The following is a 13,267-nucleotide window of genomic DNA, read 5'->3' on the forward strand; positions in this document are numbered from 1 at the left end:
GGGCGTCAGCGGCGGCGGGGCAGGGAGAGTGACGCGATCATGCAGCCGGTATCCGACGAAACGTTGCAGGGCATCGGTTTCGGTCTTGGCGAGCGGGCGGTTTATGCGACCGATCCGGCGAAGAGCCGCGGGCGCTTCACCGAGGAACCGCGCAGCCGGACGCGCACCGAATTCCAGCGCGACCGTGACCGCATCGTTCATTCGACCGCCTTCCGGCGGCTGAAGCACAAGACGCAGGTGTTTTTCAGCCATGAGGGCGACCACTACCGCACGCGTCTGACGCATACGATCGAGGTGTCGCAGATCGCACGTGCGCTGGCGCGCGCCTTCCGGCTCGACGAGGATCTCGCCGAGGCGGTCGCGCTGGTGCATGATTTCGGGCATACGCCGTTCGGCCACACCGGGGAGGATGTGCTCGACGAATGCATGGCCGGATATGGCGGCTTCGACCACAATGCCCAGGCGCTGCGGGTGGTGACGAAGCTGGAGCGGCGCTATGCCGAATTCGATGGCCTCAATCTGACCTGGGAGACGCTGGAAGGCTTGGTCAAGCACAACGGACCGCTGGTCGATCCGGCGACGGGGAAAGGCGTTCACGGGCCGGTTCCCCAGACGATCCTCAACTTCTGCGAATTGATGGATCTCGAAATCGACAAGCATGCCGGACTGGAAGCGCAACTGGCGGCGATCTCCGACGACATCGCCTACAACACGCACGATATCGACGACGGGCTGCGCGCCGGGCTCCTGACCTTCGACATGCTGCGCGAAGTGACGCTGCCGCGCGAAATTCTCGACGAGGTCGACGGGCTGTATCCCGGCCTTGACGACAGCCGCCGTGGCCACGAGACGACGCGCCGGCTGATCACGCGCATGGTCGAGGACGTGATCTCACAGACCGGCGCCAATCTCGAACGGCCGAAACCGGCCTCGGTCGCCGACATCTACGAGGCGGGCGAGACCATGGCGGTGTTCACGCCGGAGATGGCGGTTCTGGAAAAGGAACTGAAGACGTTCATGTTCGCCAACATGTACCGCCATCCGACCGTGATGCGGGTGCGCGCGCAGGCCGAGGACATCGTTCGCGACCTGTTTTCCGCATTCATGGAACATCCGGAGAAGATGGGCGGTATCTGGTCGGTGCAGTTCGCCCAGCTCGACGAAGCGGCTTTAGCGCGGCGCGTCGCCGACTATCTGGCGGGCATGACGGACACATTCGCGCAATCGGAACACCGCCGCCTGTTTGACCACACACCGGAATTGCGATAGCCACGCCTCCGCGAACCGGATGCCGGTTCCCCGAATTCATCCAGGACCATGATCATGAACATTTTCACCGAGTTCCGTCATCGGGTCATCAAGGCCGTGGAGACGCTTGGTGTGCAGGCGGCAAACGGCAGCGCGCTCGATTTCTCCAAGCTTGGCATCGAACCGCCGCGCGACCCGTCGCATGGCGACATCGCCACCAATGCGGCGCTGGTGCTGGCGAAGCAGGCCGGCATGCCGCCGCGCGAACTGGGCGAGAAACTGGCCGAAAAGCTGGCCGAAGACAGCGATGTCGAGGCGGCGGGCATTGCCGGTCCGGGTTTCGTGAACCTGAAACTGGCGGACGGTTTCTGGCGCAAGCAGCTGGGCACGATGCTCGAACAGGAAACCGATTACGGCCGTTCCGATCTCGGCGGCGGCGCGAAGATCAACGTGGAATACGTCTCCGCCAATCCGACCGGGCCGATGCATGTCGGCCATTGCCGGGGCGCCGTCGTCGGCGACGCGCTTGCCAACCTGCTCGGTTTTGCCGGCTTTGAGGTGACCAAGGAATATTACATCAATGACGCCGGCGCGCAGATCGACGTGCTCGCCAAATCGGTGATGCTGCGCTACCGCGAGGCGCTCGGCGAGACAATCAGCGAGATCCCGGAAGGGCTTTATCCGGGCGATTACCTCGTGCCGGTCGGCGAGGCGCTGGCGAAGGATTTCGGCCGCAGCCTTCTCGAAATGCCCGAGGACGAGGCGCTTGCCATCGTCAAGGACCGGTCGATCGACGCCATGATGGGGATGATCCGCGACGATCTCGACGCGCTCAACGTGCATCACGACGTGTTCTTCTCCGAGCGGGACCTGCACGCCGACGGCGAGAAGCGCATCCGCATGGCGATCAACGAGCTGACGCTGAACGGCCATGTCTACAAGGGCACGCTGCCGCCGCCGAAGGGACAGGTTCCCGAGGACTGGGAGGACCGCGAGCAGACGCTGTTCCGCTCGACGGCGGTCGGCGACGACATCGACCGGCCGCTGGTGAAGTCGGACGGGACCTATACCTATTTCGCCGCCGACCTGGCCTATTTCATGGACAAGTACAGGCGCGGTTACGCGGAGATGATCTATGTGCTGGGCGCCGACCATGGCGGCTATGTGAAGCGGCTGGAAGCGCTGGCGCGAGCCGTTTCGGGCGGGACGGTCAAGCTGACGGTGCTGCTGTGCCAACTCGTGAAGCTCTACCGCAACGGCGAGCCGGTGCGCATGTCGAAGCGGGCCGGCCAGTTCGTTACGCTGCGCGATGTCGTCGACGAGGTCGGGCGCGACCCGGTCCGGTTCATGATGCTGTACCGGAAGAACCTCGAACCGCTGGATTTCGATTTCGCCAAGGTGACGGAGCAGTCCAAGGACAATCCGGTTTTCTACGTGCAGTATGCGAGCGCGCGCTGCCATTCGGTGTTCCGCCAGGCCGCGGAGCAGTTCGGCGGCGAAGTCGTGGTGGAGCCGGGCGATCTCGACCGGCTGACCGACGAGGCGGAAATCGCGCTGGTGCGCAAGCTCGCGGAGTATCCGCGCGTGATCGAGGCGGCGGCGCAGGCGCATGAACCGCACCGCATCGCCTTCTACCTTTACGATCTCGCCAGTGCCTTCCACGGCCACTGGAATCGTGGCACGGACAACAACGAATTACGCTTTATTAAGGTTAACGACCCACAATTGACCCGTGCCAGACTGGGTCTGGTGCAGGGCGTGCTTTATGTGCTGCGATCGGGCCTTGCCATTGTTGGGGCTGATTCACCCGCGGAAATGCGGTAAAACCCTGTCACCTTTTGCCCATAATACGCTGGCAATGAGCGTAATCGGGGATAAAACGTCCCCTGGGTAAGGCGTACGGGGTACCGGCATGACGGACGCAACCAATCGCAAATTGGACGTCGAAAATAGCGATGAAGGCGAGATCTCGCGCGACGATCCGCTGTTCGAGCTTTCGCAGATCATCGGCTATTCGCAGCCCGACGGAGCCGCTCGCAAGGACGTGGCGGGTGGCGAGCAGATCGATCTCGAGGCCGAGCTGTTGCGCGAACTCGAGAACTATCCCGGGTATCAGACCGCATCGGACGAGGGCGCGGTCGAAGAAGCCGTTCCCGCCACCCAATACGATGAATTCGAGGCCGAGCTTTCCGAAAAGGAACTGACGTCAGCCGACGATATCCTGCCGGAAGAGCCGGCGTATAACCCGGAATCCGCGCCGGAGCCGGAAATGCCTGGCGCCGCGGACATCGCCGCTGCAGAAACGGCCGCGCCGGATCTTGCCGATGCCGACACGCTGGAAGCCGAACTGATGGATCTGCTTGGCGGTCTTGGCGAGAAGGTGGGCGCGCCCTGGCCGTCCGAGACGGCCGCCGCAAGTGTTACGCCCGCCGTCCAGGAGCAGGACGAATACGTGGCGGAAGCCTCCGATCAGGAGCCCATGTCGCCGCAGATTCCGGCGGACGCACCGGACTGGTTCGCGGAGGACGGGCTCGAGGAAGAGCCGGCCGCTTCGGCGCCGGCCGACGAGGATGCCGAAATTCTCGATGAATTCGAAAGCGCGCTCAGCGACGGGTTGACGCTTTCCCTCGATGAGATGTCGGCGGAGGAGACCGCGCAACCGGAACCGGAATCGGAATACGAAGAGCCTGCGCCTTTCGAAGCTCCGGAGGACGATGTCGCGGCCTTCGAGGCTCAGCAGGAAGAGGCCGTTGCGTTTGAAGCTCCGCAGGAAGAGGGCGTGGAGTTTGAGGCTCCGCCCGAAGAGGGCATGGAGTTTGAGGCTCCGCCCGAAGAGGGCATGGAGTTTGAGGCTCCTCAGGAGGAAACGGCCGTAGCGTTTGAGGCTTTACAGGAAGAGGTGGCCGCGTTCGAGCCACCGGAGGAAGACGTCGCTTCCTACGACGAGATGCCGGGCGATGAGGCTGTCGCCGATGAGGCGACACGTGAAGAGGTCGCATCCTATGAAGCGCTGCGCGAAGAAATAGGTTCGTTCGAACCGGCGGCAGAACCGGCCGAAGCCGAGGCCGAAGAGCCGTTCGAATTCGACCTCGATCTTGACGAGGAAGTCGAGGTCGAAACGCCGGAACCGGTTGCCGCCGAGACGGAGATCGACGAGGAAGCCGTGCTCGACGACATCGAGATGATGGCCGAGGAACTCGGCGCCGATCTCGGGGCGGACAATCCGCCGTTTCTTGAGACGGCGGAAATGCCTGCCGGCGACATGGAAACGATGCAGCCGCTCGATCTGCCGGAGCTGCCGGAAGTCGAGGAAACGCGGTCCGCGGCGGTCGACATCGAACGCGAACTGGATGCCGCTCTGAGCGGCTACGACCAGTATGACAGCGGCCAGCGTGACCGGGAACCGACTCCGGCGATGAGCCAGGCCGCCGCCGCGACAGCAGCAGCCGCCGATACACGCCTGGATTTCGACATGGGTGCGTTTGAGGACGATCTCGCGCGCGATCTCGAATTCGTCGATCACGACATGTCCGCGAAGGACGGCGGCGAGGACTTCGGCGCGACCGAGGAAAATGCGCCGGTCGTCGGCATGTCCGCGCCCGCCGCCGCACCGCAGAAGCCGAAACGCGGCATGATGATTGCGGCGGTTGTCGGCGGGATCGCCATTATCGGCGCCATCGCGGCATTCAGCCTGACCGGACGCGAGACCGGCGGGGACGGCGCTCCGGTGCTGGTCAAGGCAGATCCCGATCCGGTCAAGGTCGTACCCGAAGATCCGGGCGGCAAGCAGGTTCCGAACCAGGACCGCGCAGTCTATGGCGAGGTCGACGGCATTACCGAAACCCAACCGAGCCAGGAATCCCTCGTCTCGACATCCGAGGAGCCGATCGATCTGACCGGCGCCGGATCGGAAGCGCTTCCGAATGGCGTGACCGAGGCTGGCAAGGGCGAGGATCGTCTGTTGCCGGAAAGCGCGGAGGCGACCGGACCGGCCGTTTCCACGGAAAGCCCGACCGCGCTCCTGACGCCGCGCCGGGTGCGCACGGTGATCGTCAAGCCTGACGGATCGTTTGTCGAGACGGGGCAACCGGAGGCTCCCGCCGCTGCGGCGACGACTCCGGCGGAACCGCAGGGGCCTCCGGCCGGAAGCGCAGCCGAAACGATCCGCAAGATCGACATGGCGCCTGCGCCGGCCCGGCTTGAGCCGCCGGCGGCGCAAACCGAAACCGCGACCGCGGCTCCGCAACCGGCGGACACGGCCGAAACCAGCGTGGAGATGACGCCGGCAGAGAATGCGGCGCTCGAAACCCTTGCCACGGCAAGCGAACCGCAGGCCGCGGAAACGACCGCCGAACCTCCGGCCGGGGAGACGGTCGCGACGGCGCCGCGCGCCCAGCCCATTCGCACGCCGACCAGCATACCCGAACGGCCGGTCGACCAGCCGGTCAACATCGTCAATCCGCAACAGACCCAGACGGCGCGGGCGACCGAACCGGCGCAGGTGCCGACACAGCAGACCTCGAGCGGCTATTCGGTGCAGATCGCTTCGCAGCCCTCGGCCGAACTCGCCCAGCAGACGGCGCAAAACCTGTCGCGGCGTTATTCAGACATCCTCGGCGGCCGCGCGATCACCATCCAGACGGCCGAAATCGAGGGACGGGGAACATTCCATCGCGTTCGCGTCGCGGCGACCAGCCGGCAGGATGCCGTCGCGCTGTGCGAGGCCTACAAGCGCGCGGGCGGCAGCTGTTTCGTCGCCCGCTAAAGCGGTCGTTTCGACCTGTATCGACTGGGGCGGCTTCGGCCGCCCTTTCTCGTTTCCGGCGAATGTGGATATGATTCGCCATGACCGAATCAAAGGCGATGATCACCGGCTGTGCCGGAATACGCTTCACCGAGGACGAGGTGGCGTTCCTGACCCGCGAAAGACCGTGGGGGCTTATCCTGTTCGCGCGCAATATCGGCCTAGCGGAGGAAATCGAGGCGCTGACGGCGCATTTCCGCATGCTTGTCGGGCGTGACGACGCGCCGGTCTTCATCGACCAGGAGGGCGGACGGGTACAGCGCATCCGGGAGCCGATCGCGCAACGCTATCCGTCCGGCGCGGCGATCGGCGCGCTTTATCGCAAGGATCCGGCGACCGGAAAACGGGCCGCCCGTGCCATGTCGCGGCTGCATGCGGCGGACCTTCTGCCGCTCGGCATTACCGCCGACTGCCTTCCGGTGCTCGACGTGCCGGTCGAAGGCGCGCATGACGTGATCGGCGACCGCGCCTACGGGCACGATCCGGAGACCGTGGCGATCCTCGGAAGAGAGGCGGCCGAAGGGCTGCTCGATGGCGGCGTGCTGCCGGTGATCAAGCACATCCCGGGCCATGGCCGTGCGTTTTCGGACAGCCACAAGGCGCTGCCGGTGGTCGACACGCCGCTGGAGGATCTGCGTAGGCATGATTTCCCGCCATTTATGGCTCTTGCCGACATGCCGATGGCGATGACCGCCCATGTCGTCTATTCGGCGCTCGATCCGACGCGCCCGGCGACGACATCGCCGCGGGTCATCGAGGCAATCATTCGCGGCGAGATCGGCTTCGACGGGCTGCTGATGAGCGACGACGTATCCATGCACGCACTTTCTGGGGATTTCGGGACGCGTACCGAAAGCATCTTTGGCGCGGGCTGCGATGTTGTCCTACATTGCAACGGCGTCATGGACGAGATGCTGGCCGTAGCCGCCAGGACGCCGGCTTTGACCGGCAGGGCGGAAGAGCGGGCGAAAGCGGCGCTCGCGCATCTCTCGCGCCATGACGGCAGGCCCGGCGATGCGATTGAAGTCGCCGCGCTGCGGGACGAGTTGAACGGATATTTCACGGCGGCCGCCTGACTTCGCGGAGCGACCGTCCGCCGGTAGGAGAACGCCGGCGAAACAGGAGCGGAGCGATTGAGCGCGACGGAACGACAGACTGCAGCCGAGAACGGCGCCGCCAGGAACAAGGCGGTGCCGATGGATGCCGTCTGGCAGGACAATGGCCCGGAACGCGCCACGTCCGAACCGGCGCTGGTCGTCGACGTCGACGGCTTCGAAGGCCCGCTCGACCTGTTGTTGCATCTGGCGCGCAACCAGAAGGTCGATCTGACGCAGATCTCGGTACTGGAGCTGGCGCGGCAATATCTCGTCTTCATCGAAAAGGCGCGGGCGCTGCGGCTTGAGCTTGCGGCCGACTATCTGGTGATGGCGGCGTGGCTCGCCTTCCTGAAATCGAAGCTGCTGATCCCGGAACCGAAGGTCGAGGGCGAGCAGACCGGCGAGGAAATGGCGGCGTTGCTGCAATTCCGGCTGAAACGGCTGGAAGCGATGCGCGACGCCGCGGCGCGGCTGATCAATCGCAACCGGCTCGGGCGCGACGTCTTCGCGCGCGGCATGCCGGAGACGGTGATCGTGGACAAGACAAGCGAGTATCACGCGTCGCTCTACGACCTGCTGACCGCCTATGCGCAGCAGCGCCAGCGCGAAGCCATCGATCACGTCGAGATCGCCAAACGCGCGGTCTGGTCGCTGACCGAGGCGCGCGAGATCCTGCGCAAGCTGGTCGGCGACGTGAGCGACTGGACCGCGCTCGACAGCTTCATCGTGGCTTATATCGCGACGCCGCAGATGCGGCGGACGGCGATAGCGAGCACGTTTGCGGCAAGCCTCGAACTGGTGCGCGAACGGGTGTTGGAGATGCGCCAGGATGCGCCTTTCGCAACGCTATACATGCGGGATGTGGCCCGCGCGGGGACGGAACAATGACCGACAGCATGGACGAAATGGGCAATGGCGGCGGCGCGGAAGCGCTGGACGAGTTCTACGAGGACACGTCGCCGGAAACCGATGCAGTCGTCTCGATCGAAAGCGACAACCCCGCGCTGCGGCTGATGGAGGCCGAGGCCATGCGCATGGCCGAGGCGCTCGTCTTCGCGTCGAGCGAACCGGTGAGCGAAAAGGCGCTGGCGGCGCGGCTTCCCGATGGCGTCGATGTCAGCGCGCTGATGAGCGAATTGCAGGACTTCTACGACAAGCGAGGCGTCAATCTCGTGCGGATCGAAAATAGCTGGGCGTTCAGGACGGCGGGCGACCTCGGTTTCCTTATGCAGCGCGAGGAAGTTCAGCAGCGTAAGCTGTCGCGCGCCGCGCTGGAAGTGCTGGCGATCATCGCCTACCACCAGCCGATCACGCGCGCAGAGATGGAGGATATTCGCGGGGTCGAGACCTCGAAGGGCACGATCGACGTTCTGCTGGAGACCGGTTGGGTGAAAATGCGCGGCCGGCGCAAGACGCCCGGACGACCGGTCACCTACGGGACGACGCTCGAATTCCTCGACCATTTCGGGCTGTCCGAAATCCGCGACCTACCCGGCATGGAGGAGCTCAAGGGCGCAGGACTGTTGTCCTCGCGCATGCCGTCGAACTTCTCGATGCCGCTTCCGAATATCGATCCGGACGAGTTGACCGAGGAAGAAGACGAGCTGACCGACATCGATCTGGAAGAACTCGGTCTGTTGACACCCAAGGGCGGCGATGATTGAGACGGGGCGGGCGTGAAACGTCCGTTGTCCCGTTCCCTCGACCGTACCCAATGGTTCAGACCACGAATTCATCCCTGCCACGTACCGGCGTCACCTTTGCCGCGGAACTCGCCTTTGAAGACATCCATCTTCATTACGGCGACGTGCACACGCTGAAAGGTATTTCTCTGGTCGCCAATCCGGGCGAAATCCTGTGCCTTCTCGGGCCGTCGGGATCGGGCAAGACGTCGCTTCTGCGGCTGGCCGCCGGGCTCGAGGCGCAGACGTCGGGCCGGGTCAAGATGAATGGCCGCGTGATTGCCGGCGACAACATTTTCACGCCGCCGGAAAAGCGCTCGGTCGGGCTGATGTTCCAGGATTTCGCGCTGTTTCCGCACATGACGATTCTCGACAATGTGCGCTTCGGGCTGCGCAACATGTCGGCTGCGGACACCAACCGCGAGGCGCTTGCGGCGATCCGCCGCGTCGGGCTTGAGCACCACCTCCGCAGCTATCCGCATGTCCTTTCGGGCGGCGAACAGCAGCGCGTGGCGCTGGCGCGCGCGCTTGCGCCGCGACCGTCGGTGATCCTGATGGACGAACCCTTTTCCGGCCTCGACACGCGGCTGAAGGACAGCGTACGCGCCGAGACGCTGGCGATCCTGCGCGAAACGCGCGCCACCGCGATCGTCGTGACGCATGATGCCGAGGAGGCGATGCGCATGGGCGACAGGATCGCGCTGCTCGACAAGGGCGAGATCATCCAGGCGGGGACGGCGCAGGAGATCTATCACGGCCCGCGAACCCTCTTTGTCGCCGGGTTTTTCGCTGAACTGAACGTGTTTTCAACAGTATGCCGCAACGGGATGGCGGAGACGCCGCTTGGCGCGGTTGCCTGTCCGAACCGCGGCGAAGGCGCCGCCGTCACCGTCGCCGTGCGCACGGTCGGCCTCGATGTCGCCGCCGATGGCGCGGCTGCGCCGGGCGCGATACCGGGCCGGATCGTCAGCCGACGCTTTCTCGGCTCGACGGAAACGCTGGTTCTGGCAGTTCCCGGCACGGACGATCCGGTGCGTGCGCGCATCCGCGCGGACGAACTGTCGCCCAACATTAGGGATGTGACGATAAATGTGCGCCCCGGGGACATAATGCTGTTTGAAACTGGGACCGAAAACGCCTAAGTGGTTGGCGAATACGCGGATTGAGGAGACGTAATCGATGGGTAGTTTCAGTATTTGGCATTGGATCATCGTGCTGGTGATCGTGCTGTTGCTGTTTGGGCGCGGCAAGATCCCGGACCTGATGGGCGATGTCGCGAAAGGCATCAAGAGCTTCCGCAAGGGTCTTGCGGACGAGGATGCAAAGGACGACGGAACCAAGACGGTGGAGCACAGCTCCGAAGACGCCGTCGACACCACCACCGCCGCCAAGAAGAAAAGCTGAACCGCTTTCAAGCGACACGCGCCCGGCCGGCATTGCCGGTCGCGCAGTGACGCGGATGGACATCTGCCATGCTGCCGGATTTTGGCTGGAGTGAACTGCTCGTCATCGCCATCGTGCTGATCGTTATCGTCGGCCCGAAAGACCTGCCGAAGATGCTGCGAACCTTCGGCAAGACGACGAGCAATCTGCGCAAGATGGCCGGCGATTTTCGCCGGCAGTTTGATGAGGCGCTAAAAGAAGCCGAGCTCGATGACGTCCGCAAGATCGCGGACGACATGCGCGGCCTCGATCCGCGCAACCAGATCAAGGACGTGCTCAGTCCGCTCGGAAAGGTCGGCCAGGACATCAGTTCCGAGCTGAAAAAGGCGACGACGGCGCCGACGCCCGAAAAACCGAAAAGCAGCACAGAAACGGCGCTCGACGGCGCCGGCGACAAAATGCGCGCCGCCCAGGACACGTCCAAGGCGGCCGCCAAAAAACCGGCCACCAAGAAACCGGCGGCAAAATCCGCCTCTGCTGGCGCCAAAAAGCCCGCAGCCAGGAAGCCGGTTGCAAAGACCGCGGCGGCGAAAAAGCCTGCCGGGTCTGCATCAGCCAAATCCGCGGCGGCGAAAACTGCCGCCAAGCCCAAGGTTCCGGCCAAACCGGCAGCCACAAAACCGGCTGCGGCCAAGACCGCCACCGCCAAGACGGCAAGTACGGCAACGGCAAGTGCGGCAAAACCAAAAGCCAAGCCGAAGGCCAAAAAACCAGCCGCCGAGGATAAATCGTGAGCAAGGCCAACGAAGAAGAGGATATGGAGGCATCGGCGGCGCCACTGATGTCACATCTCATCGAATTGCGCGGCCGCCTGATGTGGAGCGTCGGCGCGTTTTTCGTGGCGTTCATCCTCTGCTACGCGGTATCCGCGCATATCTTCAATTTCCTGGTGGTGCCGTTCCAGTGGGCGGTCAAGTGGCATGGCCTGCAGGAACACGAGATCCGGTTCATCTATACGGCGCCGCAGGAGTTCTTCTTCACGCGGATCAAGATCGCCGCCTTTGGCGGCCTGGTGCTGGCGTTTCCGGTGATCGCGTCGCAACTCTACCGCTTCGTCGCGCCCGGGCTTTACCGCAGCGAGCGCCAGGCTTTCTATCCCTACCTGATCGCGACCCCGATCCTGTTCCTTCTCGGATCGGCGCTGGTCTATTTCATGGTCATTCCGGGCGCGATGTGGTTCTTCCTGTCGATGGAGCAGACCGGCGGTGACGGTGTAGCCTCGATCCAGCACCTGCCGAAGGTTTCGGAATATCTCAGCCTCATCATGACGTTGATCTTCGCATTCGGGCTGGTGTTTCAGCTACCGGTCGCGATCACGCTTCTGGCCCGCGCCGGCATCGTCTCCAGCGACGCGCTCGTCGAGAAACGCAAATATGCGATCGTGTTCGCCTTCGTCGCGGCCGCGATCCTGACGCCGCCCGATCCTCTGACGCAGATCGGCCTCGCCGTGCCGACCATCCTGCTCTACGAGCTGTCGATCATCTCGGCGCGTTATGTCGAAAAGCAGAAGCGCGAGCGCGAGCAGGCCGGAGACGAGCCGGAAGACGACGAGGCCGAAGGCGACGCGGAAAGCGCCGAGGCCGAAGCTTCGGAAGAGACCGACAAAACCTCCTGAGGGCGGCGCGGCGCGCGCTGCCCTTGACCATCGCCCGCATTCGGGCGATGGACCCTCCGTTTTCCAGATTCTCTTTCTCACAGGACTAGAGCCATGCTCGATATCCGTTGGATCCGCGATAATCCCGATTTGCTGGACGAAGCGCTGAAGAAACGCGGCGCCGCGCCCGAAAGCGCCGCCCTGATCGAACTCGACGAGATGCGCCGTACGCATATCGCCAAGCTGCAGGAGGCGCAGGCGCGCCGCAACGCCGCCTCCAAGGAGATCGGTGCGGCGATGGCAGCAAAGGATGCCGCCAAAGCCGAGGCGCTGAAAGCCGAGGTCGCCGAGATCAAGTCGTTCATCCAGTCGGGCGAGGACACCGAGCGGGACCTGAGCGCCAAGCTGAACGACGCGCTGTCGCGCATCCCGAACGTTCCGCTTGACGACGTACCGGTCGGCGCCGACGAGAACGACAATGTCGAAGTGCGCATGAGCGGCCAGAAGCCGGCCTTCGACTTCGAGGCGAAGGAGCATTACGAGCTTGGCGAGGCGCTCGGCCAGATGGATTTCGAGACGGCGGCGAAGCTGTCGGGCTCGCGCTTCACGGTGGTGTCCGGCGGGCTGGCGCGGCTGGAGCGGGCGCTCGGTCAGTTCATGCTCGACACCCACACACAGGCGCATGGCTACACGGAAGTGAATCCTCCGCTGCTGGTGCGCGACGACGCCATGTACGGCACCGGGCAATTGCCGAAATTCGCCGAAGACCTCTTCCAGACCCGGGAAGGCCACTGGCTAATTCCGACCGCCGAAGTGCCGCTGACCAATCTCGTGCGCGAGGAAATCCTCGACCACGCGACGCTGCCGCGCCGCTATACCGCGCTGACGCCGTGCTTCCGCTCGGAAGCGGGCTCGGCCGGGCGCGACACGCGCGGTTATCTGCGCCAACACCAGTTCTACAAGGTGGAACTGGTCTCGATCACCGACGCGGACGGCTCGATCGACGAGCATGAACGCATGACGAAATGCGCGGAAACGATCCTCGAAAAGCTCGGCCTGCATTTCCGCACCGTCGTGCTGTGCACCGGCGACATGGGGTTCGGCGCGCAAAAGACCTATGACATCGAGGTGTGGCTGCCGGGCCAGAACGCCTATCGCGAGATCTCGTCCTGCTCGGTATGCGGCGATTTCCAGGCGCGGCGCATGAACACGCGCTATCGCCCCGAAGGCAGCAAGGAAACGCGCTTCGTCCACACGCTCAACGGTTCGGGCATCGCGGTCGGTCGGGCGCTTATCGCGGTGATGGAAAACTACCAGAATGCCGACGGGACGATTCGCGTGCCGGACGCCCTGAAATCCTATATGGGTGGCGCGGAGGTTGTCGGCGGCTGACAATGAA

Annotated in this window: 11 protein-coding genes; all 11 read left to right on the forward strand. The window is 64.1% G+C overall.

Annotated features, from left to right (window positions below):
* Nucleotides 1-39 precede the first annotated feature (39 nt).
* The 11 genes from IG169_RS18050 to serS all read left to right on the forward strand — a co-directional run bounded on the left by IG169_RS18050 (nucleotide 40) and on the right by serS (nucleotide 13,260).
* Nucleotides 40-1,269 (forward strand): deoxyguanosinetriphosphate triphosphohydrolase, encoded by a 1,230-nt coding sequence (locus IG169_RS18050; RefSeq protein WP_193177635.1) that lies wholly within the window; start codon nucleotides 40-42, stop codon nucleotides 1,267-1,269.
* 54 nt (nucleotides 1,270-1,323) lie between these two features.
* Nucleotides 1,324-3,072, forward strand: a complete 1,749-nt coding sequence (gene argS / locus IG169_RS18055) for an arginine--tRNA ligase (RefSeq protein WP_193177636.1) — start codon at nucleotides 1,324-1,326, stop codon at nucleotides 3,070-3,072.
* Nucleotides 3,073-3,160: 88 nt separating this feature from the next.
* Nucleotides 3,161-6,013, forward strand: coding sequence for an SPOR domain-containing protein (locus IG169_RS18060; RefSeq protein WP_193177637.1), 2,853 nt, complete (start codon nucleotides 3,161-3,163; stop codon nucleotides 6,011-6,013).
* Nucleotides 6,014-6,093: 80 nt separating this feature from the next.
* On the forward strand, nucleotides 6,094-7,128 hold the full coding sequence (nagZ, locus tag IG169_RS18065) for a beta-N-acetylhexosaminidase (RefSeq protein ID WP_193177638.1): 1,035 nt from the start codon (nucleotides 6,094-6,096) through the stop codon (nucleotides 7,126-7,128).
* Nucleotides 7,129-7,248: 120 nt separating this feature from the next.
* Nucleotides 7,249-8,037 (forward strand): segregation and condensation protein A, encoded by a 789-nt coding sequence (locus IG169_RS18070; protein ID WP_193177735.1) that lies wholly within the window; start codon nucleotides 7,249-7,251, stop codon nucleotides 8,035-8,037.
* Complete coding sequence (gene scpB, locus IG169_RS18075; protein ID WP_246717440.1) at nucleotides 8,034-8,813, forward strand: SMC-Scp complex subunit ScpB; 780 nt, start codon at nucleotides 8,034-8,036, stop codon at nucleotides 8,811-8,813. The genes IG169_RS18070 and scpB overlap by 4 nt, the downstream gene beginning before the upstream one ends.
* A gap of 50 nt (nucleotides 8,814-8,863) precedes the next feature.
* Entirely contained in the window at nucleotides 8,864-9,973 is a 1,110-nt protein-coding gene (locus IG169_RS18080) for an ABC transporter ATP-binding protein (RefSeq protein WP_193177639.1), read from the forward strand.
* Between the two features lie 37 nt (nucleotides 9,974-10,010).
* Nucleotides 10,011-10,235, forward strand: a complete 225-nt coding sequence (locus IG169_RS18085) for a twin-arginine translocase TatA/TatE family subunit (protein ID WP_193177640.1) — start codon at nucleotides 10,011-10,013, stop codon at nucleotides 10,233-10,235.
* 68 nt (nucleotides 10,236-10,303) lie between these two features.
* Nucleotides 10,304-11,008, forward strand: a complete 705-nt coding sequence (gene tatB, locus IG169_RS18090) for a Sec-independent protein translocase protein TatB (RefSeq protein ID WP_193177641.1) — start codon at nucleotides 10,304-10,306, stop codon at nucleotides 11,006-11,008.
* A gap of 23 nt (nucleotides 11,009-11,031) precedes the next feature.
* Nucleotides 11,032-11,889, forward strand: a complete 858-nt coding sequence (gene tatC, locus IG169_RS18095) for a twin-arginine translocase subunit TatC (RefSeq protein ID WP_193177741.1) — start codon at nucleotides 11,032-11,034, stop codon at nucleotides 11,887-11,889.
* Between the two features lie 93 nt (nucleotides 11,890-11,982).
* The gene (gene serS / locus IG169_RS18100; RefSeq protein ID WP_193177642.1) at nucleotides 11,983-13,260 is read left to right on the forward strand and encodes a serine--tRNA ligase; all 1,278 of its coding nucleotides are present in this window, start codon (nucleotides 11,983-11,985) and stop codon (nucleotides 13,258-13,260) included.
* Nucleotides 13,261-13,267 lie beyond the last annotated feature (7 nt).

The sequence above is a fragment of the Oricola nitratireducens genome (genome assembly GCF_014904745.1).
In the GTDB taxonomy this organism is placed as follows: Bacteria; Pseudomonadota; Alphaproteobacteria; order Rhizobiales; family Rhizobiaceae; genus Oricola; species Oricola nitratireducens.

Coding starts and splice junctions, on each gene's coding strand:
- IG169_RS18050 (WP_193177635.1), top strand. CDS start 40: ATGCAGCCGGTATCCGACGAAACGTTGCAGGGCATCGGTTTCGGTCTT.
- argS (WP_193177636.1), top strand. CDS start 1,324: ATGAACATTTTCACCGAGTTCCGTCATCGGGTCATCAAGGCCGTGGAG.
- IG169_RS18060 (WP_193177637.1), top strand. CDS start 3,161: ATGACGGACGCAACCAATCGCAAATTGGACGTCGAAAATAGCGATGAA.
- nagZ (WP_193177638.1), top strand. CDS start 6,094: ATGACCGAATCAAAGGCGATGATCACCGGCTGTGCCGGAATACGCTTC.
- IG169_RS18070 (WP_193177735.1), top strand. CDS start 7,249: ATGGATGCCGTCTGGCAGGACAATGGCCCGGAACGCGCCACGTCCGAA.
- scpB (WP_246717440.1), top strand. CDS start 8,034: ATGACCGACAGCATGGACGAAATGGGCAATGGCGGCGGCGCGGAAGCG.
- IG169_RS18080 (WP_193177639.1), top strand. CDS start 8,864: ATGGTTCAGACCACGAATTCATCCCTGCCACGTACCGGCGTCACCTTT.
- IG169_RS18085 (WP_193177640.1), top strand. CDS start 10,011: ATGGGTAGTTTCAGTATTTGGCATTGGATCATCGTGCTGGTGATCGTG.
- tatB (WP_193177641.1), top strand. CDS start 10,304: ATGCTGCCGGATTTTGGCTGGAGTGAACTGCTCGTCATCGCCATCGTG.
- tatC (WP_193177741.1), top strand. CDS start 11,032: ATGGAGGCATCGGCGGCGCCACTGATGTCACATCTCATCGAATTGCGC.
- serS (WP_193177642.1), top strand. CDS start 11,983: ATGCTCGATATCCGTTGGATCCGCGATAATCCCGATTTGCTGGACGAA.